Genomic DNA, 24103 nt, shown 5'->3' with positions numbered 1-24103 from the left:
GCTGAGTCGAGGGGGCTCAAGTCTTATCTGTTCCTTACGCGCAGGTAGGCGCCGACCTGCGGTTTCCCCGGGAAACTCGTCCCATACACGGGGACACGAAGGAGTACCACGACCCCCACGACGGCGCCGCCGGCCACCCACAGGGCCGCCGCAGCCCCCACCCACCCCAAGTCGATCAGCATGCCGACGAGTGCACCCGCGAAGCCGGTGACGCCGGCGAGGACCGCGGCACCCTGTGGCGTGACACCGAGGTGCCGCAGCCGGTGGACGAGATGGTCGGCAGCGCCGCACAGCAGCGGACGCCCGGCCCGCCGCCGCGACACCAGCACCAGCACGGCGTCCGCGGTCGCCACCACCGTCAGCGCGAACACGGCCCCCACGCTCGACCCGGTCTCCCGGCCGGCATGCACCAGTACCGCGGCCGAGGCCAGCACGAACCCGGCGAACAGGCCGCCACAGCGCCCCGGCACGATCCGGGCCGGCGGCCAGCCGTGCATCAGGAATCCGGTCAGCGCGGCGGCCAGCACGCTCAGCAGCGTCGCCAGCCCGTCCATGACCTCCGCGGCCGCGGACCCGCTCAGAGCGAACGCGGTGACCACGGCGACCGTCCCCATCACTCCATCGGCGTGATCGAGCGAGGTGAAGGCGTGCGCGATGAGGACGATCCACCCGACGGCCACGACTCCCACGGGCAGTCCGAGTTCGTCGAACGGCACGGTCAGCGCGGCGGCGGCGGTCACGACGGCCCCCCGCACCGCGAGCGGTACGGGCCTCAGGTCGGCGACGAGCCCGAGGGCACCGACCCCCACCCCGGCGACCAGCAGCCGCCCGGCCGCGGGGCCGAGCGGGGCCACGTCCGTCCAGTCACCGGCCCCGGCGACGAACGCCGTCGCCACGATCACCGCCGGACCGCCGAGCAGCGCCACCAGCCGTCCCTGCCGCCGCTCGACCGCGCCGAGGCGCAGAGCGAGCGTCCGCAGCAGTGCGGAGAGCAGGGCGGCGAGGAACAGGGCGGCGAGGGCGGCGGCGATTCCGTACAACACAGCGCCAACTTAGGGTTGAATGTCTGAAATGTGCCGCAGATAGGACGATCGGGTTTACGTGTCGACCTCGCGACCCCGGGAAGGGACACCCCCGTCAGGCAACCCTCAGCGACGCAGATCACCGCACCGCTGGCTACAGTGCGGCGCAAGAAGTGGGTAGTCTCAGACGGACTGCATAAGTTACCGCTTAGTAATCACACAAAGCCCCACCTCGCAGGCCCGAGGAGCCCCCAATGCAACTCGCCGCGATCATTGTGTCGCTGACCCTGACCGTGGTCGGCGTTGCGCTCATCGCCCGAGCCGTCGCGCAGATCTACCGGTTCATCAAGCTCGGCCAGCCCGTACCGGCCGGTTCCCGGACCGACGCCTGGAAGGCCCGCAGCATCACGCTGGCCAAGGAGTTCGTCGGCCACACCCGGATGAACCGGTGGGGGATCGTCGGCGTCGCGCACTGGTTCGTCGCCGTCGGCTTCCTGACCCTCGGCCTGACGATCGTCACGGCCTACGGTCAGCTGTTCAAGGCCGACTGGACGCTGCCCGTCCTCGGCGGCTGGCTGCCGTACGAGCTGTACACCGAGTTCATCGCGCTGTTCACGACGCTCGGCATCCTCGTACTGATCGCGATCCGGCAGCTGAACCGGCCGTCGAAGCCGGGCCGCAAGTCGCGCTTCGCGGGCTCCAAGACCGGCCAGGCCTACTTCGTCGAGGCCGTCATCCTCGTCATCGGCCTCGCCATCATGACCCTGCGCGGTCTGGAGGGCGCGCTCCACGGCGTCCACCACTACGAGGCCGCGTACTGGGCGTCGTACCCCCTGGTCGCCGCCTTCAAGGGCCTGAGCCTCGGCACCCTGCAGAACCTGGTCTACCTGACCGCGATGATCAAGCTCGGCGTCACCATGGGGTGGGCGATCACGGTCGGCCTCAACACCAACATGGGTGTCGCCTGGCACCGCTTCCTCGCCTTCCCGAACATCTGGTTCAAGCGGAACGCGGACGGCGCGACCGCGCTCGGCGGCCTGCTCCCGATGACCTCCGGCGGCAAGGACATCGACTTCACCGACCCCGGTGAGGACGACGTCTTCGGCGTCTCCCAGGTCGAGCAGTTCTCCTGGAAGGGCCTGCTGGACTTCTCCACCTGCACCGAGTGCGGCCGCTGCCAGTCGCAGTGCCCTGCCTGGAACACGGGCAAGCCGCTCTCGCCCAAGCTGCTGATCATGTCCCTCCGGGATCACGCGCACGCGAAGGCCCCCTACCTGCTCGCCGGCGGCGGCAAGGACATGGAGGGCAACGAGAAGGCCTCTCCCGAGGCCCTCGCGGACGTGCCCGCCGCGGCGCTGGCGGAGGCCGAACGGCCCCTCATCGGCACCGTCGAGGAGAACGGCGTCATCGACCCCGACGTGCTGTGGTCCTGCACGACCTGCGGCGCCTGCGTCGAGCAGTGCCCCGTCGACATCGAGCACATCGACCACATCGTCGACATGCGCCGCTACCAGGTGATGATCGAGAGCGCGTTCCCGTCCGAGGCGGGCACGATGCTCAAGAACCTGGAGAAGAAGGGCAACCCCTGGGGCCTGGCCAAGAAGCAGCGGCTGGAGTGGACCAAGGAGGTCGACTTCGAGATCCCCGTCGTCGGCCGCGACATCGAGGACCTCACCGAGGTCGAGTACCTGTACTGGGTCGGCTGCGCCGGCGCCCTGGAAGACCGCGCCAAGAAGACCACCAAGGCCTTCGCGGAGCTGCTCCACATGGCGGGCGTCAAGTTCGCGATCATGGGCGGCGACGAGAAGTGCACCGGTGACTCCGCCCGGCGCCTCGGCAACGAGCCCCTGTTCCAGGAACTCGGCATGGAGAACGTGGCCGCGCTGAACATGGCGTTCGGCGAGGAGACGGACGACGAGGGCAACACCACGCCCGAGTCGAAGAAGCCGAAGTCGGCGAAGAAGATCGTCGCCACCTGCCCGCACTGCCTCAACACGATCGGCAACGAGTACCCGCAGCTCGGCGGCGACTACGAGGTCATCCACCACACCCAGCTGCTCCAGCACCTCATCGACGAGGGCAAGCTGCTCCCGGTCACCCCGGTCGAGGGTCTGATCACCTACCACGACCCCTGCTACCTGGGCCGTCACAACAAGATCTACACGCCGCCGCGCGAGATCATGTCCGCCGTCCCGGGCCTGCGCCAGCAGGAGATGCACCGCCACAAGGAGCGCGGCTTCTGCTGCGGTGCCGGTGGTGCGCGGATGTGGATGGAGGAGCGGATCGGCAAGCGCATCAACAACGAGCGGGTCGACGAGGCGCTCTCCCTCAACCCCGACATCGTCTCCACCGCCTGCCCGTTCTGCCTCGTCATGCTGACCGACTCGGTCAACGGCAAGAAGAACGACGGCAAGGCCAAGGAGTCCGTCCAGGTCGTCGACGTCGCGCAGCTGCTGCTCGACTCCGTCCGGACGCCGGTCGATCCGGCGGGGGCCGCGGAGGCGGAGAGCGAGCCGGAGCCCGAACCGGTGAAGTAGACCGGGGCAGTCCCACGAACGCCGGAGGAGCTGGTGACAGCGCCTCCGGCGTTTCGCGTTCCCCCGGCTCTCCGCGTCCGGGTTCCCGGCGATGAACTCCTGGCCCGGGGGCCTCACGCCTCCCGCAAGAAATCCGAACTCACGTACAACCCTCATGCCTGCCCGTGGGTCTCCTGTTCGCCGACCTGCCATGAACGCCGGGACAACTCCCGGCGAACGTGAATCGTCCGCACCCCATTGACTGGGAGTGCCCGCCAGGCATTCCCGCATGCCGCAGGAGAACCCCGCATGCACAAGCAGCACCCGCACCACCGCCCACGCGCCCTGCAGCTCGCCCTCGCGACAGCGACCGCCGCCGCCCTGACCGGCGGTCTGCTCACGCTCTCGGCCGCGACGGCCACGGCCGCCGACTCCACGGTCGTCCCGGTGGCCGACTTCAACGGCGACGGCATCGGCGACGTCGCCTTCTCCGCCCAGGGCGCCTACGTGAGCGGCCACAAGGCCGCCGGCCAGGTCGTCGCCCTCTACGGCACCGCCACCGGTGTGTCGGCCGCCAAGCGCTCCACGATCAGCCAGAACACCGCCGGGGTCCCCGGTACCGCCGAGGCCGGGGACGCCTTCGGCGCGGAGACGGCGTACGCCGACTTCAACGGCGACGGATACGACGACCTCGCCGTGTCCTCCCCGCACGAGAAGTTCGGCACCGACGTCGACGCCGGTGGCCTCTCCGTCCTCTGGGGCTCCCCGAGCGGCCTCACCGGCAAGGGTGTGGCCCTCGCCGACCCGGCCTCCTCCTCGCACGACCTGTGGGGCAAGAACCTGGCCGCGGGCGACTTCGACGGCGACGGCAAGGCGGACCTGGCCGTCGGAAACACGTCCAGCACGATCTACGTCTACAAAGGCGGCATCACCTCCAACGGCGCGGCCGGCCTCGCCCGGACCACGATCAAGCCCCCGATCCAGTCCGGCGGCGGCGCCCAGGGCCCGATGAACCTCACGGCCGGTGACATCAACGGAGACGGCCGCACCGACCTGGTGGTCGACGGCTTCGAGACCAAGACCGACTACGGCTGGAACACGAACTACTACGTGCCCGGCACGGCGAACGGCCTGAACGTCTCCGCCGCGAAGACCCTGAAGACCGGCATCATCACGGCCATCGGCGACATCAACGGCGACGGCTTCGGCGACATCGTCAGCGGCGCGCCCTGGGACAACACCAAGCTCAGCGACGGCACGACCCCGCCGGACTCCGCGTACGGCGGGAAGGTGAACATCACCTACGGCTCCGCGGCCGGTCCTGCCTCGACCACCGGGATCAGCCAGAACACCGGCAGCGTGCCCGGCACCGCGGAGAAGAACGACAGCTTCGGCTACGAGCTGGACCTCGGCGACGTCAACCACGACGGTTACCAGGACCTCGTCGTCAGCACCGCGTACGAGGACATCGACGGCCACGCGGACGCCGGCATGGTCACCGTCCTGTACGGCTCCGCGCACGGCGTCAACACCTCGTCCGGCGCGCAGGCCTTCACGCAGAGCACCGCTGGTGTCCCGGGCAACGACGAGAAGGGCGACCTCTTCGGCCTGGACGTGAAGCTCGACGACGTGACCGGCGACGGCAGGGCCGACCTCCTGGTGGGCTCGTACGAGAACGCCGGCGACGGCACGGTCACCTACCTGCCCTCCAACGGAACGAAGATCACCACGACCGGCTCGCGCTCCGTCTGGCCGGCCGACGCGGGCGTCTCGACCACGGGTGCCCCGGCCTTCGGCTCCAATTTCGCGGACTGAGTCCGCTTCGGCGGTGGGCGCGTGGGCCGGTCGTACGGCTGCTCGTCCGACATGACTCCGCACGCATGGCTCCGTACGGCTCGCGCGGCCTGGCCCGTGAGCCCTGCGGGGCCCGAGCCGCGAGGCTTGCGTGACTCGAACGGCCCATGCGGAGGGCACCCAACGCACCGCACGCACCGTTCACGCGTCCCAGGCCGGGCCCGCACACGCGGGCCCGGCCTCCGCGCCGCCTCTTCCGGCCCGCCGAACATCCCTCACTGGGCCCCGGTACACCCCCCAGAAAACCCCCATTCGGCTCTTGTGCGATCCCCTACGGGATGTCACAGCTCGGACCCAAAGGCCGCCCCGTGGCCCCAGGCCCGGCACGTCACTGTGCGGGACCAGGTACGTTCGATTACGTGGCTGGATTCAGGATCGGGCGCGGCCGGGACAACCGGGCCCCGCAAGCGCGACCGCAACAACACCAACCGTCGTACGGGCAGCAGGCCCCGCAGGGAGGCCGGGAGCCGTACGGCTACCCGCCCGCGCCCTCGCGGCAGCAGCCGTACGGGGGTCAGCCCTACGGCGGCGGGCAGCAGCCCTACGGCCGTGGACAGCAGGGCGGCGGACAGCAGGGCGGCTGGCCCCAGGCCGGCGGCCCCGGTGGTGGTGAGCCTGAGTACTTCGGCGACGGGCACCCGCAGCAGGGCCCGGACCCGTACGCGGCGAACAGCCCCGGCCACACGCAGGCCTTCTCGGTCGGCGAGGACCCGTACAGCCAGGGCGAGACCTACCGCGCGGGCCAGGCCGCGGCCCCGCCCGTGGGCCCCCGCCTGCACTGGAAGGACCTGCTGAGGGGCATCGTCACCAGCCCCAAACAGACCTTCCTGCAGATGCGCGACTACACGATGTGGGCCCCGGCCCTGATCGTGACGTTCCTCTACGGCCTGCTGGCGGTCTTCGGCTTCGACGGCGCGCGCGAGGACGTCATCAACGCCACGCTCTCCAACGCCGTCCCGATCGTCCTGACGACGGCCGTGGCGATCGTCATCAGCACGTTCATCCTGGGCGTGGTCACCCACACCCTGGCCCGACAGCTCGGTGGCGACGGTGCCTGGCAGCCGACGGTCGGCCTCTCCATGCTGATCATGTCCATCACGGACGCCCCGCGCCTGATCGTCGCCATGTTCTTCGGCGGCGACGCGTCCTTCGTCCAGCTCCTCGGCTGGGTGACGTGGGTGGCGGCGGGCGCCCTGCTCACCCTCATGGTCAGCAGGTCCCACGACCTCCCTTGGCCGAAGGCCCTGGCCGCGTCGGCGATCCAGCTGATCGCGATCCTGTCGATCATCAAGCTGGGCACGTTCTGACGGACGGCTTACGGCGGGCGCGGCGCGCCACGCACGAGAAAGGGGCCCCTCCCACGCCAGACGGCACGGGAGGGGCCCCTTTCTCACTTCCTTCGAGGCGTCGACATCGTGACGGACGTCGTCGCGGCCCGGCAGGCCCCGTGCGGCTCCGGGGCTGTCGGAGGAAAGGGCGGCTCCCCAAGCGTGCCCGGTAATCGTTCAACGCCTGCCGTCGCCCTCCTGTCCGTCGAGACTCAGGATTCGGCAGCGGGGACGATGAACGGTTGGTCGAGTGAAGCTCGGATTGTCACGATCAGCGCTGCGGCGACGACGGTTCTCCTCAGCGTCTGCGGCGCCCAGGCCACGGGGGCCCTCCCGGTTCTCGGTAACGCGTCACTTCTCCACATCCCTTACCCGATGAGGTCGGTCGACAGGGCGCCACCCTCATCGGAACTCCGGACACCACGAACAATGGTGGGGGTACGAAAAAAAGCCACAACTATAACAACAACTGCGGCGGCCCGAACAACAACAATAACAACAACAATGGTGGCGCCCGGACCTCGAACGCCGAGGGTCTCCTCTCGTTTCTGGGCATCACACGACTCTTCAACCTTCAGGCCTTTTATCCGGCGGTCAGGTCGGCCGGGGCAACACCGCCGGCACTCAGAACATCAACTGTAACCAGAGCTGAGGTGACGGGGGCGTCGCCGCCGGATCGGGCGCACCGTAAGCTTGAGCGCCCGGAATCCGGGCGCCTGCGACGCCCTCCCGGCAGCGCCTCGCGCCCACGGCATGGCGCGCACGTGAAAGTCCGGAGGTCGGGCGACCTAATCCACCCGACCTCCGGCCTTTGAAATTCAGCCGTTGTTGTTGTTATTGTTGTTGTTCGCGCCCCCGCCGTTGTTGTTGTTGTTGTTATTGTTGTTGTTCGCGCCCCCGCCGTTGTTGTTGTTGTTGTTATTGTTGTTGTTCGCGCCCCCGCCGTTGTTGTTGTTGTTGTTATTGTTGTTGGCTCCGCGGCCTCCGTTGTTGTTGTTATTGTTGTTGTTCGCGCCTCCGCCGTTGTTGTTGTTGTTATTGTTGTTGTTGGCTCCGCGGCCTCCGTTGTTGTTGTTGTTATTGTTGTTGTTCGCGCCTCCGCCGTTGTTGTTGTTATTGTTGTTGTTGGCTCCGCGGCCTCCGTTGTTGTTGTTGTTATTGTTGTTGTTCGCGCCTCCGCCGTTGTTGTTGTTGTTATTGTTGTTGTTGGCTCCGCGGCCTCCGTTGTTGTTGTTGTTATTGTTGTTGTTCGCGCCTCCGCCGTTGTTGTTGTTGTTATTGTTGTTGGCTCCGCGGCCTCCGTTGTTGTTGTTGTTATTGTTGTTGTTCGCGCCTCCGCCGTTGTTGTTGTTGTTATTGTTATTGGCCCCGCGGCCTCCGTTGTTGTTGTTATTGTTGTTGTTCCCGCCTCGGCCTCCGTTGTTGTTGTTGTTATTGTTGTTGTTGTTCGCCCGGCCCCGGTTGTTGTTGTTGTTATTGTTGTTGTTGTTGTCGCTCGGCGCCGTCGCGTGAGTTCCTGTGGGCGCCGGAGCAGCGAATGCGACAGAAGGCACCATTGCGCCTCCCGCAGCCAGAGCAACCGATGCGGTCAGCATTGCAGCGCGCTTTGCGATCTTGTTGAGCATGATGATCCCTTTCCGATGAGTGTGGGTTCCTTCGATTCGCGGCCCAATTGGATTACGGACGTAATTCTCCGTAAAAAGTGCCGCCAGCTCAGTGGGCCGGTCCTGGCACGCCTGCTCCGCCCTTCGGAATCTCATGACTCGACGTACGACGGAAGACTTTCGCCTTTCGTGTATTGGCCGGATTCATTGCCAGAGACATTTCGGAGGCGCGGTCACGCGACATTCTCGGCGCGGGTCGGTTTGAGCCGCGAACCGGTAGACCCGGTTTCTGGAACTCCTTGGCCAGCATGCTCTGCCCCGGCCGGGGGCACATCGGGCGAACACCCCAACTTCCACCTCGGCACACCCCACATCCCCTCCCGGCACACCCCACATCCCCTCCGCCTTTCCGCGACACCACCCCACCCGCCGACCTGTCCCGGTCGATCTGGATCTTTTGCGCGGCTCCACCCACGGAGGGAAAATGGCTGGTGATGGACGTACTAGAGCGAGAGGCCGTACTCCAGGACCTCGCCGGTCACCTGCAGGCGGCCGTGAGCGGACCTGGACGCCTCGCACTTGTGCGAGGCGAGGCCGGCATCGGCAAGACCACCGTCGTCCGCCAGCTGGCCCAGCTGGCCGATCCCCGCATCAGGGTGCTGGTCGGCGCTTGTGACCCGCTGGCCACACCCCGCCCCCTGGGCCCTCTGATGGACCTGGCTCCGCGCCTGGGTCCGACGGTGCGCACCGGCCTGACCGGGGCGCTGGCCGGCACCTGCCGTTCCGACGAGGTCTTCGACTGTCTGCTGGCCGACCTGAGCGCCGGTCCCAGCCTCCTGGTCGTGGAAGACGTCCACTGGGCCGACGAGGCCACCATGGATCTGCTGCGTCACCTGGCGCGGCGTCTGCCGAGCGTTCCCGCCCTGGTGGTGGCCACCTACCGGGACGACGAGGTCGGCCGCACCCACCCTCTGACCGCTCTCCTCGGCACTCTGGCGGGCTATCAGTGGGTGTACCGCCACGACCTGGCCCCCTTGAGCCGCCCGGCCGTGGCCCGGCTGGCCACCGGACACTCCATCGACGTCGAGCAGCTGTACCACGTCTCCGCCGGCAACCCCTTCATCGTCACCGAGATCCTGGCCGCCCCCACCGAGACCATCCCGGCCACGGTGCGCGAGGCCGTGGCCGGCCGTCTGGCCGGCCTCTCGGCCGCGGCACGCACGGTCGTCGACGTGCTGGCCGTGCTGGGGCACCGGGTCTCGCCGCAGTTGCTCGCCGGTGTCCTGCCGGCCCCGGAGGAAGCCCTCGAGGAGGCCGTGGCATGCGGAATCGTGCGCACCGACGGACAGGAGACCGAGTTCCGCCACGAGCTGACCCGGCTGGCGGTGCTGGAGGCCGTCCCCGCCGCCTGCTGTCTGCGCGTACACCGGCAGGTGCTGGAGGTGATGCGGTCCGGCCCGGTCACCGCGGACGATCTGGCGCTGCTGGCCGATCACTCCGAGGCCGCCGGGGATCCGGCCGCCGTCCTGGAGTACGCGCCCGCGGCGGCCGCCCGTGCTGCCACGACGGGCGCGCACCGGGAGGCAGCCGCCCAGTACGCCCGCGCCCTGCGGTACGCCGACCGCCTGCCGCTCGACCGGCAGACCTCCCTGCTGGAAGGACATGCGCGAGCCTGTCTCCTGTCGAGCCGACTGGACGAGGGGGTCGAGTCTCTCCGTGCGGCGGTGCGGCTGCGCGGTGCGGCGGGCGACCCGCTGCGTGAGGGGGAGAACCTGCGCCGGCTGTCGTACTCGCTGTGGCCGTCCGGACGCACCGCCGAGTCGAGACAGACCGCCCTGGACGCGGTGCGGGTGCTCGAAGGGCTGGGACCGAACCGGGAGCTGCCCCGGGCGTATCTGAACCTCTGCCGACTGGCCTGCTACGAGCACGAGGCGGTGGCCCTGACCGCCGCCCACGCCGAGAAGGCGATCGCTCTCGGTGAGGGCTTCGGCGACGCGGGCGTGGTCGTCCAGGCGCGTTTCCATGCCGCGGCGGCACGGATGCTGAGCGAAGGGTGCGGCTGGGAGGACTGCGAACAGGCGGTGTCCAGCGCGATGGCCCAGGATCTGCCGGTGGACGCGGGCACCTGTGCGCTCGTCCTGTGCTGGTTCGCCGCGCTGCAGCGTGACGTCGACCGGACCACCGCGGCCGTGCGCCGGGCGGAAGCCCACTGCCTCGATCACGACCTGCTGTTCCACCTGCTGTGTACGAGGGCCTGCGGCAGCTGGGGGCTGCTGAACCGGGGCGCGTGGACCCAGGCGGCCGATGCCGCGCAGGAGGTCCTGTCCCATCCGGACGCACCACCGGTCGCCCGGGCCCTGGCCCTGACCGTCCTGGGCCTGGTGCGGGCCCGCCAGGGCAGAGCCCAGGTGTGGCCACTGCTCGAGCAGGCCGCGAGCCTGGTCGACACGGACTGCCTGATGGCCACGGGGCTGGGGTGGGAAGCCCGGGTCGAGGCGGCCTGGCTGGCCGACGACCCCGAGCGGGTGCGGGCGGAGGCGGTGCGCGGTCTGGACGCGTTGGCAGGCCGTGCCCATCCCTGGCTGTCGGGGCCGCTGGCCTGCTGGATCCGCCGTGCCGGAGGGACGCCCCCGCAGGTGCCGGCGGCCGAACCCCACGCGCTGGAGCTGGCCGGCGACTGGGCCGGGGCCGCGGCACGATGGGACGCGCTCGGCTGCCCGTACGACGCCGCGCTGGCCCGGCTTTCCGGCGACGGTCCCGCGCTCCACCAGGCCCTGGCCGCCTTCGAGGCCCTCGACGCCCGGCCGGCCGTGGCGCGCACCCGCGCTGTGATGCGTACCCGTGGCGTCCGCCCGATCCGACGGGGCCCGCGGGCGGCCACCCGGGCCAATCCGTACGGGCTGACCAACCGGGAGCTGGACGTCCTGAAGCTGCTGAACGAGGACCTGTCGGATGCCGAGATCGCGGCCCGCCTCTACATCACCCCCAAGACCGCCGGGCATCATGTCGGCGCGGTGCTGAACAAACTCGGCGTCCACACCCGCCACGAGGCCGCTCGCAAACTCCACGATTCCGACCGCCGATAGAGCGGCCTCGACCTGATTTTCGTCCCGCTGTATGACGTTCCGGGAAGGCGGAGATCATCCGACACGCATCCCCCCGGCGTGCGACAATGGGAACAAATCAGCGCACTCGCAGCTTGCTTCAGCTTTCAGGGTGATGAGAATGAAGAAAGCAGCCTTGCGGAGTGTCGGTCTGGCCGTGGCCTGCTGCTGTATGGCGTGGGGCGCATGGGGAGCCTCGGTGGGTGAAGCGGGCGCCCTTTCTCAGAATTCGCGGGCCGCATCCACGAAGTCGGCACTTCAGTGTTATGCGACGCACGGCAGCCCGAATGATGTCGTGTGCTACCGGAATTCATGGAAGGCCGAGTTCCGGCACGGGGACGTGGTCTACATCCCCATTCTCATTCAGGTGCCCGCGCCTTCGCACCCGCCGTCCGTGATGCTCGTCGAGAGTCTGGACGACATACGTCCGAGCGCCGCCACGAGTCCTGGCTGACCGACGCGCCGCTCGACAATGGCTCGGCGGACAGCTCAGAGCGCGTCCTTCGACGGCGTGATCGGCTCCCCCGCCTTACGAACGGGAGGCAGAACACTCCACGGGAAGTTGATCCACTCATCGGTACGCTTCCACACGTACTCGCACTTCACCAGCGAGTGGGGCTTCTCGTAGATCACGGCGCTGCGGACCTCGGCGACGGTGTCGACGCAGAAGTCGTGCACGAGCTTGAGCGTCTTGCCGGTGTCGGCGACGTCGTCCGTGATCAGGACCTTCTTGTCGGAGAAGTCGATCACGTTGGGGACGGGGGCGAGCATGACGGGCATCTCGAGGGTGGTTCCGACGCCCGTGTAGAACTCGACGTTCACCAGGTGGATGTTCTTGCACTCCAGGGCGTAGGCGAGGCCGCCCGCGACGAAGACACCCCCGCGCGCGATGGAGAGCACTATGTCCGGCTCGTATCCGTCGTCGGCGATGGTCTGGGCGAGTTCACGGACGGCGGTCCCGAACCGCTCGTAGGTGAGGTTCTCGCGCGCTTCGGTCATGGTCACGCCCTCACACCTGGGTCCGGTGGAAGTTGAGGAAGGACCGGGAGGCGGTCGGTCCGCGCTGCCCCTGGTAGCGGGAGCCGTACCGGTCACTGCCGTACGGGAACTCGGCCGGCGAGCTGAGCTGAAACATGCACAGCTGCCCGATCTTCATGCCCGGCCAGAGCTTGATGGGCAGCGTCGCCAGGTTGGACAGCTCCAGGGTCACGTGCCCGGAGAAACCGGGATCGATGAACCCCGCCGTGGAGTGCGTGACGAGGCCGAGCCGCCCGAGGGAGCTCTTGCCCTCGAGCCGCGAGGCGAGGTCGTCGGGCAGCGTGATGACCTCGTACGTACTGGCGAGGACGAATTCCCCGGGGTGCAGGATGAACGGCTCGTCGCCCTCGGGCTCGACCAGCCGCGTCAGATCCGCCTGCTCGATGGAGGGGTCGATGTGGGGGTAGCGGTGATTCTCGAACACCCGGAAATAGCGGTCGAGCCGCACGTCGATGCTCGACGGCTGCACCATGGATTCGTCGTAGGGAGCGATCCGCACCCGTCCGGCGTCGATCTCGGCCCGGATGTCCTTGTCTGAGAGAAGCACGCCCCGAGGATACGCGTGGGGCTGCCCACAATTGTGGACAGCCCCACGTCTACCTCCTGCCGAGACCACTCAGCACCTTCCGCTACCGGTTCTCCAACGCCACCGGAACGACGTTCCGCAGCCGCGCGCACCGCGGACACCGGATCAATCGACCGGGTCCGAGCCGCTCGGCCTTCTGCATCGGGAACGTAGTGGTGCTGAACACGTGCCCCTCGGCACATCGGACGACGGTGCGCTCCATCAAGTCCACAGAGTCCCTTCCCCAAGAGCCTTCGTCAGGCACTGGCGTGGCCGACGACGAAAGCCACATTACGGGATGAATGGGACGGCCTTCCAGGCGGCACTCCGGCCCCGCCGGGACCCTCCCTCACGGCCCCACCGTACGCCCCAACTCCGTTCCCCCGCAGCCGTGTCCACTCCCCGAAACGCGCACCGGCCCCGCGGCTTCAACGCCGGGGGTCGGGCATGAGGTAGAGTGAGCGGGCATTCGACACCGGCCCGGCCGGCGTCTTACGCGGGTGTAGTTTAGTGGTAGAACATCAGCTTCCCAAGCTGAGAGTGCGAGTTCGATTCTCGTCACCCGCTCCATGTGAAACCCCCAGGTCGATGACCTGGGGGTTCTTTGTTGTCTAGACCTGTAAGCGGTGCGCGCACCATATCCGCACCACTACGGTCGACCAAACCGCTCAGCTAGCTCAGTGGGGGCAGGACCGGAGCCAATCGGAGCTCCCTCGCAACCGAACGCAAGAACTGCTTGCGCGGCTTGCCGTTGATCATTTCATCGAAAGCCCGACCTGCCCAGACCGGACACATGGCAAGAGTGACCTCCGCCACGGATGCGGCACTCCCCTTGGGATCCGTCCGAAGGCTAGGCGGTACGTCGTCTCGGGCTCGCGCTCCGAGGGTGGTGGAGTAGCAGCGGAACTTGGTGGAGAAGTGGCCGCGGAAGCCGAGCATGTGAGCCCAGGCGCGTAAGCGGAGGTGTTCCAGGTCCTTGCGGGCGCCGAGGGTCCACGCGGTGCGGATCAGACAGCGGGCGTGTTCGGTGAGCCTGGCTGGGGCCAGCTCGGCGAGGAACCTGAGCGGGCGGTCGAGGCTGCAAGTCGTGGTCTCGGCGCCCTTGGTGGCGTACTTCGCGATGTACGACGCGACGGCCCGCTCGGTGAGCTCCTGGTCGTCGTCGAAGTCGGCAGAACGGATCGGGCGCACGTCAAGTTGGCGGCCGAAGACGAAGGTGGGTGAAGTACCCGTGGCGGACCCGGCGTCCGTCGTCGGGATGATCAGCGACTTCAGGACCGAGCACGGCATTTCGCACCGCGTCTCCTGCCGCGCCCTGGGCGTGAGCGAGTCGTGGTTCTACAAACACCGCACCCGTCAGCCCACCAGGCGTGAGCTGCGCAGACAGCACCTGCTCGAAGCGGTGAAGGGAGAGTTAGACACGTCCGGCGGCACCTACGGCTCGCCAAAGATCTGGATCAGGCTGATGAGGCAGGGCTGGCGGGTCTCGGTGAACACCATCGCGAAGATCATGGCCGAGCTGGGCCCGGTCGCGCGGAAGGTGCGCAGACGGCGGGGGCTGACCCGGCCGGGCAAACGGCCGGCCGCCCCGGACTTCGTGCGCCGCGACTTCACCGCCGAGGCACCCGACAAGGTCTGGTGCGGGGACATGACGGAGATCGAAACCGGTGCGGGCAAGCTGTACCTGGCCACGGTCATCGATCTGTTCTCCCGCCGCCTGCTCGGCTATGCGATGGGTGCCCCTCACGATGCCGAACTGGTCGTCGCCGCTCTGCACATGGCCGCGGCGACCCGCGGCGGGGACGTCCGCGGCGTTCTTTTCCACACGGACCGCGGCAGCGAGTACGGCTCTCGGAGGTTCCGCCGGGCCTGTCGCCGGCTGGGCGTCTTCCAGTCCATGGGCCGGGTCGGCTCGTGCGTCGACAATGCCGTCAGCGAGGCGTTCAACAGCGTGCTGAAGGTCGAGTACGTCCACCGGCACGCCTTCGCCGCACGCACCGAGGCCCGGATCCGGATCGCGTCCTGGATCACCGACTTCTACAACAGCCGTCGGCTCCACAGTGTGTGTGGCTTCAAGAGCCCGATCGACTACGAACACGGCTACTGGGCCAGCCTCGGTGAGGGGCTGGCTGCATAGGAAGCTCTCCACGATCAGAGGGGATTGACAGGCGGCCTGACATCAGCGGCCGACACCAGCCGGCGTACACGTGCGCCCAGCGGCACACCGTTCGCACGATGAGTCCCGCGAGTGACCAGCCGGGGTTTCCAGGCGGAGAGGGGTGATTACGGGGGCACGCCCACAAATTCTTATCAGAAAGGCGGTTCGTCGGGCCATTGCGAGATGCTGACCTGACTAGCGACATCGGCGAGCCCATCATCTTTGAGAGCACCCGCGTATTCTGACCGCTTGGGCCGAGGGATAGCTTCGAGCAGGGCGCGGTGCATCCCAAACCGGTTATGACGGGATCCCGCTGAGTTACTCCTTCAGACTGTCGTCATCGTCCTCAATTGGCGTGTCGGGAAACACCGCATGGTCGCCCCGTTACCGTGCGGGGGTCGACCACAAAGGACTGCCCGGCGGCTGGCGGGTAAGGACTCCCTCAGCCGCGTACCGGCGCAGTCCGATCGAGAGGATCTGGACCTTGAGCGATTTTTCCCGCCGCTACCTGCTCAGGGCGTCTGCGGCCGCCGGCGCCGGGGCGGTCGTCGTCCCGGGCCTTATGGCCGCAGGCGCGCCGGACATTGCGGCCGCGAGCACCTCGGGCCTTCTGGCCGCGAGCGACCCGACTAAAGGGTCGTCGGGACGTCCGCCGGCGAAGCTGACCGGTCACATCGTCCGCCCCGGTGACGCCACGTACACGGATGATCGCATCGACTACGACCAACTGTTCTCTCACTACCCGCTGGTCATCGTCTTCGCCCAGAAGACCCAGGACGTGGTGAACGCCCTCACCTGGGCGCGGCAGCACAACGTCGCACTGCGGGTACGCAGCGGCCGCCACGCCCTGGAGGGCTGGTCGAACATCGACAACGGCATCGTGATCGACGTCAGCCAGCTCAAGTCGGTCCACGTCGACACCGACGCTCGTATCGCGAAGGTCGGCGCCGGCCTGACCCAGTTGGAAGCGGTGACGACGCTCGCCAAGCAGGACCTCGCGGTCACGACCGGAAGCGAGGGCAGCGTCGGCTTGGTCGGTGCGACGGTCGGCGGCGGCCTTGGCCCCCTCAACCGCTGGCTCGGCATGGCCTGCGACAGCCTGATCGGGACCGAGGTCGTCGTCCCGTCGGGTCGCGACTGCGCCAAGGTGATCCATGCCGACCTGAAGGACCACTCAGACCTGCTCTGGGCGCTCCGTGGGGCGGGAAACGGCAACTTCGGAATCGTCACGCAACTCACCTACAAGGTGCGCCCGCTCAAGCGCATCGCCTATGTGCAGGCGACCTGGGACGGCCTTACGGACCTGCATGGGATCTTCGATGCATGGCAGCGTACGGTACCGTTCGCCGACAACCGCCTCGGATCCGAAGTCGAGATCCACAAGTCCCAGATCCTGCTGTTCGCGTGGCTCGCGGAGGGCACGGCGGCAGAGGCCAAAAAGTTGCTGGCCCCGATCCTGTCGATCGGCACGCCCGATGTGCAGGTGCAGGTCGGTAACTGGGGCCCCATCTTTGCCGGAGCCCAGGTCCCGCGCTCGCAGGAGCCCGCCAACGTGAAGTTCTTCTCACAGTTCGCCAAGAAGCTGTTCCCGAAGAAGGCGATCGACGTCATCGGCTACTACATGCGAAACGCTCCCACGGAGGACAGCAACTACTTCGTCGATGCCTTCGGCGGGGCGATCAAGAAGGAGCCCCGCGGCGGCACCGCGTTCGTGCACCGCGACGCGATCTTCTACGGCGAGATCGGCGCAGCCTGGGGGACTCCTTCAACGACACCAGGCGTCTGCGACCCGCTCACCTCGACGTGCCAGGCCTGGACCGCCGAATTCAGCCAGGCGATGCGCAGATTCGTGGACGGCGCCTACGTCAACGTGCCGAACGTCGGCATGCAGGAGTGGGAGACCGCCTACTGGGGGAGACGCCACTTCGAGCGGCTGCGCGAGATCAAGGCGAAGTACGACCCCTACAACGTCTTCCAGTACGAGCAGAGCATCCCGCCCGCGTCACGCTGATCGACAGTGCGCCGTCGGGGCCCCGCCCCGGTCAGGCTCGGCCTTTCACGCAGAAGGGCCCGACGCAGTCGAAGGGGTGTCGTTAGCCTCGATCTTGCATGAGGGATCGTCAGCTTGCTGACGATCCCTTTGCTCGCTCAGAGTGAATTTCTGCTTGCGGGCGGGGCTGATGGTCCGGCTGTCGTGCCGGGTGGGCGCCGGGTTCTCGGGGCCCGCCCTTAAGGATCTGCCCGACCGACTGCAATACAGCAGCGAAGTACAGCAACCGGCCCCGTCCGGCAGCGTCCTCGTACGGCCGTCGCCCGACCGGTATGAACGTCACCGACCGATCCACATAGAGCTACGGATCAGAAGGTGCACGTGCCCTGCCGTGCCCGATCGCCCGGTATCCGACGGGGAACCACGGTGATTGACGGGCAGCACCCATGAGAACGGCCCCCCGACCGACTTGCCTGGTCAGCGGCCGTTCATCTGCGGTGGGTGTGGGATTTGAACCCACGGTGACATCGCTGCCACGACGGTTTTCAAGCCTTCTCCCGGCGCTTGAGCTGTGCTTTGGTCTCTCCCTGCACGATCTCGCTACAGGAAGTACGGCTATGTGAGCCAGGACCAGGGGGCGGACCGATTGACGGCAGCGCTTCGTGACTCGGAATCGGAATCGTGGTCTCGAAGAGCCGCGGCCGGCCGACAGCTTGCGGCGTAGGCCGAGCGGCAAGAGGTCTGCCCAATCATTGAGCGGCTCCTATTGGACGCCCACAACACCCGCAGTTACGCAGGAGACGGCGCAGGCCTTGCTCGAACGGAGGGACCTGGTCGGTCTGTGCGCGGTGCTGGCGGCGCTGTCGCGGGCTGAGGAGTGGTGGAGGCGGCGTACGACACTGTCCAGCACGGTCGCCGCTGTCCCCGCCGTGAAGACGGCCCTGCACGACGGCGCCAGACCCGCCGGCCTCGCCGTCTGCGCCCTGTGCTGCGTGCTCTGGCCAGGCTTTCTGCTCCTGGCCCAGTACCGCATCCGCGTCCTGGCGCAGGAGGGCGGTGCCCCCGGCCCCCACGCCGTCGCTCGCCACGGCGGCGGCTCTGTACGCGGTCGCCCTGACGGTGTGCGCGGCGGCTCTGGTCGTCCAGCCGGGCCAGCCGGGCTAGGTCGTGTTGCGAAAGTCCCGCCTGCCTCGCGGCGCCTGGCACGCCCTCCGGGCGGACGACGGGACTTTCGCAACACGCCCTAGAGGGCGCCCTCGTAGTCGGGGGCGGGTTCGGGCCAGTCCACCTTCACCACGATCTTGCCCCGGGTCCGCCCCTCCTGGTTCAGCCGCTGCGCTTCCGCCGCCCGCTCCAGCGGGAACGTCTGCGACACGTGCACGGACACCACGCCCTCCTCGGCCAACTCGGACAGCCGTGTCAGGTCGTCGGTGTCGGGGCGGACGAAGTAGTACAGGCCGCCGTGGCTGACCACCTCCGGGTCGGCGATGGAGACCAGGCGGCCCTCCGGCGTCAGCAGGTCCGCCGAGGTCTTCGTCGTCTGGCCGCCGATCGTGTCCAACGCCGCGTCCACGCCCGCGGGCGCGAGCGCCCGTACCCGTTCGGCCAGCCCCTCGCCGTACTTCACCGGTTCGGCGCCGAGCGAGCGCACGTAGTCGTGGTTGTACTCGCTCGCCGTACCGATGACCCGGGCGCCCAGGTGCGCGGCGAGCTGGACGGCGATCGAGCCGACCCCGCCCGCGGCGGCGTGCACGAGCACGGTCTCGCCCCCCTTGACCTCCATCACCTTGGTCAGCGCCTGGAAGGCGGTGAGCCCGGCGAGCGGCAGCCCGGCCGCCTCCTCGAAGGGGAGGTTGCGCGGCTTGCGGGCCAGCGTGCGCACGGGGGCGGCCACGTACTCGGCGAAGGTGCCCCGGGAGAGGAAGTCCTCGCGCACGTAGCCGATGACCTCGTCGCCGACGGCGAACTCGGTGACCGAGGCGCCCGGCTGCACCACCACCCCGGAGACGTCCCAGCCCGTGATCACCGGGAAGACGGCGTCGAGGATGCTGTCCAGATGGCCCTCGCGGCACTTCCAGTCGACGGGGTTCACCGCCGCGGCCCGCACCTTCACCAAAACCGTGTCGGGTCCGACCTTGGGATCGCGGACCTCGCCGTACTCCAGCACCTCGGGGCCGCCGTACCGGCTGTAGCTGATCGCCTTCATGGGTTCGACCCTCCGGGGTATGCGAACGCCACGCAAGCCAGATGACCCGATATGAGCTGCATGCGTGGCAGCCTTTCACCAGTCAACACCTCGTACCCCTGAAGGTGAGCACCATGACCCCGCTTCACCAGGAACACGCCTCCCACGACGTGGCTGTGTGGTTGTGCGGGACACCTCGGATCACCTTTCGAGTCGCCCCCGCAGGCGCGGGGAGCATGCAAGATCATCTTTGCCGTGGAGGCAGCGGTTTCAAGCCCCACGGAGGCCGAGCGGGCCGATCACGTCGAGTCCCTGGGGAACGATCGCATGACCAAATTCAATCGTGTGCTCGATTTTCGCGTTCCCACGAAGACACCATCACCCATCATCCAGAGCCCATGGGCTGCCCAACTCGGATGTCGGCGACGAGCAGCCACACGACCACCGACCTGCACCACAGGCGCACCAGATCGAGCGGGGAACAGCGGGAAACCACGGTGAACGCAACCAAGCGCGACGAGGCCCCAGCGCAATCATTCGCCCAGGTCAGCGCCCGAACCGCCCTCTAAAGCTCGCAGCTTCCCAAGCTGAGAGTGCGAGTTCGATTCTCGTCACCCGCTCCATGTGAACCGATGAAACCCCCAGGTCGACGACCCGGGGGTTCTTTGTTGTGCGTGCTGATCAGTCGCCGCCGCCACACCACCCGACCCGCAGGTCATGCGCAGGTAAAGTGCTACGATCCGGCCACTCGCCTGGGGGGTGTCTGAACGTCACGTGTGCCGCGCGTCCATGACCTGCGGCTCCATCGCACGCGCACAAGCCTCTCCAAGCCTTCGCCCACCACCCCGGAGAGGTCCTGCATGGGCAGACGTGCGCTCGTACGAGGCGCCACCGCCGCCGCTGTTTCCTTCACGCTCGCCCTCGGGCTCGGCCCGCTCACGGCCGCCAGTGCGCAGGGGGAGACGGTCACCGGAGAGGTCGTCGTGCCGGCCACCACGTCCATGGTTCCCCGGACGGGTCTGCTGAGCGCGGGGCCCTCGGGGTTCCTCCGGTACGAGGAGGGCCGTGGCCAGCTGTGGACGACGTACGACGGTGTCGACACCGTCGTCGACGCCTCAGGTACGGACGCGTACGGCGTGACGAGTGCCGGCGCGGGCTCGGACGTCGTCGCCCACTTCGACAGCTCTGCCCGGGTCGTGACCCTGCGGAACATGACCTCAGGTCAGGTCAGTACGGTCGCGCTGCCCGAGGGGCACCTCTACTTCAGCACGCTCGGGTCGACGGTCGTCACGACGACGGGAACCCCGGGCGACTCCCAGTGGCATCTGCTCGACGCCAGGGACGACGGCGCCCTCTCCGACCGCACGGTGGAAGGCGTGCCCTCCGGCGTCGTCACGGAGTCCGCCGCCGGGCTGGGCGACGCGCGCGGACAGGTGGTGCAGTACCGGAAGGGCGACGACGAGGTCACCGGCTGGCTCGACATCGAGCAGGCGCGCTTCACCGCCCTGCCGTACACCGTGCAGGCGTGGTACAACCTGGTCGCGCTCAGCCCCACCCACCTGGTGTGGTTCTACGACGGCACCCTGTACGTCGCCTCCCGCCAGAACCCGGCCGCCGCCTTGCGGACCGTGGCGGTCGGTGACATCGCGCAAGTGCTGGGCATGGTCGGCGACACCGTGATCGTGTCCCGGTACGACCGCTCCCTGGGCAGCAGCGACACCTACCGGGCCGTCTCGCGCGTGGAGGCCGTCCCCCTCGACGGCTCCGCGCGGCGGACGCTGCTGGCCCGGACGTCCCGGGGCGCCGTGGCGACTCCGGACGGCGGGCTCCTGGTGGCGGGGGGCGCCGACACGGACCACTGGGGCGTCTCCCTCGTCGAGGCCGCCGCGGGCGGCGGGGTCACCGTGCGCCGGATCGCGGACGCGTACCCGCAGAAGACCGCCCACACGGTCTCTCAGCTCACCTTCGCCCAGGGCCGGCTGACCACCGTGGAGCTGGACCCCGTGGGTGACTGGTCGTACCTCCACACCCGGGAGACCGGCGTGGCCGGCTCCCCCACGGCAGGGGCGCGCACCCCGCGCGGCCGCATCGTGCTGGAGGACTACGCGGGGGGCCGCCCGCGTCTCCTCGACACCGGCGACGGCCGGACGGTCGTCTCCGGTTTCGGCACGAGCGCCGCACAGCAGCCCCGGCTCCTCGGGTCCACCCAGTCGCTGCCCGGCACCCGGATCGACAGCTCCCGCAGCTACCAGACGGCGACCGCCGCGAACGGCCGCTTCGCCGCCCTGGCCACGCCGTACGACAGCGCCGGCAAGATGGAGACCCGGATCGTCGACCTCGACTCCGGGCGCACGGTGTTCACGACGACGGAGAGCGTACGGGCGATATGGGGCACCACCGTGTGGGTGATGTCCGGCAACGACACCGTGGTCCCCTACGACCTGCTGACCGGGAAGCAGGGCGAGTCCGTGTGGTTCGGTCGCGGCTGCCTGCTGAACGACTTCCAGGCGGTCGGCCGGTGGCTGCTGTGGAACTGCGTTCTCAACTCGGAGGGCCAGGGCGTCTACGACACCGTCACCAAGCGGAATGTGACGCTCGTGCAGGGTTCCGGCTGGGAGCAGGCGCAGCTCGGTGACGGCTTCGTCGCGACGGCCGCGGCCGGACGGCTCAAGGTGATCGACGTGCGCGGCGGGACACCCGTGGCGCACACCGCCGGGAAGTTCGAGGGCAACGCCTGGGACGTCGACCCGTACACCGGTGTGATCGCCCAGCTCCGCTCCGACAACTCCATCCGTCTGACCTCGAGCGACGTGCCCGTCTCCGCCCTCGCCCAGCGCGACGCCACCGTCGCCGCCTCGATCGACGTCAAGGGCGGCAGCGCGCAGTGGGCCCCGAAGTGGTGGCTGAACAAGCCGGCGGCCTCCTGGACCCTCGTGATCGGCGACAAGACCGGTAAGACCGTGCGCACGCTCACCGGCGCTCTGACGCGCGGTGTGGTGAGCCCGGCCTGGAACGGCAAGGACGGCTCCGCCCGGCTGGTGCCCAACGGCGCCTACAACTGGAAACTGACCGTCACCCCCGCGGACGGGCAGGGCGCGGCGCTGACGAGGACGGGTTCGGTCAAGGTCACCGGAGCCGCCGCGGTCCGCCGCGACTTCGTCGGGTCGGACGGCTTCGGCGAGCTGGTGACGCTCAACGGCTCGGGCGGGCTGACGTACCAGTACGGGACGGGCAAGGGAACGTTCACCGGCAAGGTGACGGGCTCCGGGTGGCCGACGACGGTGAAGGCGGTGCCCTTCGGCGACCTGAGCGGCGACCGCTGCAACGACGTGCTCGTGCGGTTCAGCAGCGGTTCGCTGCGCGCCTACCGGCCCGCGTGCGGGGCGGCGGTGACGCCGTCCACCGCGTACACCTCGCTGGGCACGGGCTGGAACCAGTACGACGTGCTGACCTCGCCCGGCGACGTCAGCGGCGACGGCCGGGCCGACCTGATCGCCCGCCAGTCCTCGACCGGCGACGTCTACCTCTACAAGGCGACGAGCACGGGCACGTTCTCCGCCAGGGTGAGGATCGCGTCCAAGTGGACGGGGTACAAGAAGGTCGTGGGAGCCGGTGACCTCAACGGCGACGGACACGGTGACCTGCTGGCCCAGGACAAGTCGAACGAGCTGTGGCGCTACAACGGCACGGCGACCGGCGCGTTCAAGGCCCGCGTGAAGGTCTTCAACGACTGGGGCTCGTCGTACAACGTGATCGTGGGCGTGGGAGACATCACGGGCGACGGCAGAGCTGACCTGGTCTCCCGCGACACCTCCGGCACCGTCTGGCGCAACAACGGCAACGGCACGGGTTCCTTCGGCGGCCGTACGAAGATCGCCACTGGCTGGCAGGGATACAAGGGCCTGTTCTGAGCCCGGCTTCACCGCCGCACGACGGGCCCGGACGACACGTTTCGTCCGGGCCCGTTCCATGCCGAACGCCAGCCGTCCTCGGGCACGAACAGGCTCTCGGCGGCACCCACCCCGACACCGAAGAAGACCGCGCTGATCCCTCAGCACTCCGACGGCACTCCGACGGCACTCCGACAATGATCGGCGGTGGGAAATCGCGGCCTGACTAGACGCGTCGGACCGGCGGCGGGCTACCGGGCGGTTACCAGGAGAGGGCGTCGTTCGCGTTGTCCTGCCAGTAGGTGACGGTGGCGGTGCTGTTGAAGAAGACACCGCCCTTCGGCAGCTTCAGGGTCTTCTCCTTGCCGGTCGCGTCGCCCTTCCTGTCCGCGAAGAACACACCCAGGGTCTTCGCCCTGGTGCCGCCTTCGCCGTCGGGGGTGGACGTCGTGATGCCCCCGTACGCGGACCGGGCGGGCTCGAGCGTCACCACGGCCTGCGGCGTGGTCTCCTCGGCCCACGGAAGCGGCGCCTGGGCGTCAGCGCCTGCCCTCAGGTAGGGGGCGATGTAGGCGTAGCAGGGCTTGCTGCCGGTGTTGGTGGCCTTGAGCAGCAGGTGGTTGATCGGTCGGGACACCTCGGTGACGGTCAGCTCGGTGTTCGCGGTGGTGCAGGCGACGACCGAGGGGGCCTTCTCGGCGGCGGCGGAGGCGGTCTGCCCGGTGGCCTGGAAGCCGGCGAGCGTGAGGGCGGCGACGACCATGGAGGAGGCGGCCGCGCGGGAGACGAAACGAGTGGCTACAGGCATGACTGGACTGCTTTCTCTGAATATCCGGTTTCTCTGAATAT

The 24103-nt window shown here is 68.4% G+C and carries 13 protein-coding genes, 1 tRNA gene and 1 pseudogene; 8 read left to right on the top strand and 7 right to left on the bottom strand.

What is annotated here, in order from left to right; genetic code table 11:
- Positions 1-23: 23 nt before the first annotated feature.
- The gene (locus tag OHB41_RS25195) at positions 24-1043 is read right to left on the bottom strand and encodes an MraY family glycosyltransferase (RefSeq protein ID WP_266700451.1); all 1020 of its coding nucleotides are present in this window, start codon (positions 1041-1043) and stop codon (positions 24-26) included.
- A 233-nt stretch (positions 1044-1276) separates the two neighbouring features.
- Here OHB41_RS25195 and OHB41_RS25190 point away from each other — a divergent pair, with 233 nt between their 5' ends.
- The 3 genes from OHB41_RS25190 (at position 1277) to OHB41_RS25180 (ending at position 6699) form a co-directional block, all read left to right on the top strand.
- Positions 1277-3559 carry a (Fe-S)-binding protein gene (locus OHB41_RS25190; protein ID WP_266700450.1) on the top strand — a complete coding sequence of 761 codons (2283 nt, stop codon included), beginning with the start codon at positions 1277-1279 and terminating at the stop codon, positions 3557-3559.
- 288 nt (positions 3560-3847) lie between these two features.
- Positions 3848-5353 carry an FG-GAP and VCBS repeat-containing protein gene (locus OHB41_RS25185; protein ID WP_266700449.1) on the top strand — a complete coding sequence of 502 codons (1506 nt, stop codon included), beginning with the start codon at positions 3848-3850 and terminating at the stop codon, positions 5351-5353.
- Positions 5354-5670: 317 nt separating this feature from the next.
- A complete protein-coding gene (locus OHB41_RS25180; RefSeq protein WP_266700448.1) occupies positions 5671-6699 on the top strand; it encodes a Yip1 family protein in 1029 nt (342 codons plus the stop codon).
- An 839-nt stretch (positions 6700-7538) separates the two neighbouring features.
- Here OHB41_RS25180 and OHB41_RS25175 read toward each other — a convergent pair.
- Positions 7539-8276, bottom strand: a complete 738-nt coding sequence (locus tag OHB41_RS25175; protein ID WP_266700447.1) for a hypothetical protein — start codon at positions 8274-8276, stop codon at positions 7539-7541.
- Between the two features lie 542 nt (positions 8277-8818).
- Here OHB41_RS25175 and OHB41_RS25170 point away from each other — a divergent pair.
- Positions 8819-11410, top strand: a complete 2592-nt coding sequence (locus OHB41_RS25170) for a helix-turn-helix transcriptional regulator (RefSeq protein WP_266700446.1) — start codon at positions 8819-8821, stop codon at positions 11408-11410.
- A gap of 507 nt (positions 11411-11917) precedes the next feature.
- Here OHB41_RS25170 and OHB41_RS25165 read toward each other — a convergent pair.
- On the bottom strand, positions 11918-12427 hold the full coding sequence (locus tag OHB41_RS25165; RefSeq protein WP_266706106.1) for a phosphoribosyltransferase: 510 nt from the start codon (positions 12425-12427) through the stop codon (positions 11918-11920).
- Positions 12428-12437: 10 nt separating this feature from the next.
- Positions 12438-13013 carry a dCTP deaminase gene (dcd, locus tag OHB41_RS25160; RefSeq protein ID WP_266700445.1) on the bottom strand — a complete coding sequence of 192 codons (576 nt, stop codon included), beginning with the start codon at positions 13011-13013 and terminating at the stop codon, positions 12438-12440.
- A 514-nt stretch (positions 13014-13527) separates the two neighbouring features.
- Between dcd and OHB41_RS25155 the strand changes: the two genes are divergently transcribed.
- A tRNA-Gly gene (locus tag OHB41_RS25155) sits at positions 13528-13601 on the top strand.
- Positions 13602-13907: 306 nt separating this feature from the next.
- Here OHB41_RS25155 and OHB41_RS25150 read toward each other — a convergent pair.
- A pseudogene (locus OHB41_RS25150) lies at positions 13908-14255 on the bottom strand (replication initiator); the annotation flags it as partial.
- 34 nt (positions 14256-14289) lie between these two features.
- Between OHB41_RS25150 and OHB41_RS25145 the strand changes: the two are divergent.
- Both OHB41_RS25145 and OHB41_RS25140 read left to right on the top strand, forming a co-directional pair.
- The gene (locus OHB41_RS25145; protein ID WP_266700444.1) at positions 14290-15168 is read left to right on the top strand and encodes an IS3 family transposase; all 879 of its coding nucleotides are present in this window, start codon (positions 14290-14292) and stop codon (positions 15166-15168) included.
- 505 nt (positions 15169-15673) lie between these two features.
- A complete protein-coding gene (locus tag OHB41_RS25140; RefSeq protein ID WP_266700443.1) occupies positions 15674-17200 on the top strand; it encodes an FAD-binding oxidoreductase in 1527 nt (508 codons plus the stop codon).
- Positions 17201-18422: 1222 nt separating this feature from the next.
- Here the strand turns inward: OHB41_RS25140 and OHB41_RS25130 are convergent.
- Positions 18423-19385: an NADP-dependent oxidoreductase gene (locus tag OHB41_RS25130; RefSeq protein WP_266700442.1), complete on the bottom strand. Its 963-nt coding sequence runs from the start codon at positions 19383-19385 to the stop codon at positions 18423-18425.
- Between the two features lie 839 nt (positions 19386-20224).
- Here OHB41_RS25130 and OHB41_RS25125 point away from each other — a divergent pair.
- Positions 20225-23275 carry an FG-GAP-like repeat-containing protein gene (locus OHB41_RS25125; protein ID WP_266700441.1) on the top strand — a complete coding sequence of 1017 codons (3051 nt, stop codon included), beginning with the start codon at positions 20225-20227 and terminating at the stop codon, positions 23273-23275.
- 241 nt (positions 23276-23516) lie between these two features.
- Here the strand turns inward: OHB41_RS25125 and OHB41_RS25120 are convergent, their stop codons facing one another.
- Entirely contained in the window at positions 23517-24062 is a 546-nt protein-coding gene (locus tag OHB41_RS25120; protein WP_266700440.1) for a DUF4232 domain-containing protein, read from the bottom strand.
- Positions 24063-24103 lie beyond the last annotated feature (41 nt).

The sequence above is a fragment of the Streptomyces sp. NBC_01571 genome (genome assembly GCF_026339875.1).
Taxonomy (GTDB): domain Bacteria; phylum Actinomycetota; class Actinomycetes; order Streptomycetales; family Streptomycetaceae; genus Streptomyces.
This window is presented reverse-complemented; position numbering and strand designations above follow the sequence as displayed.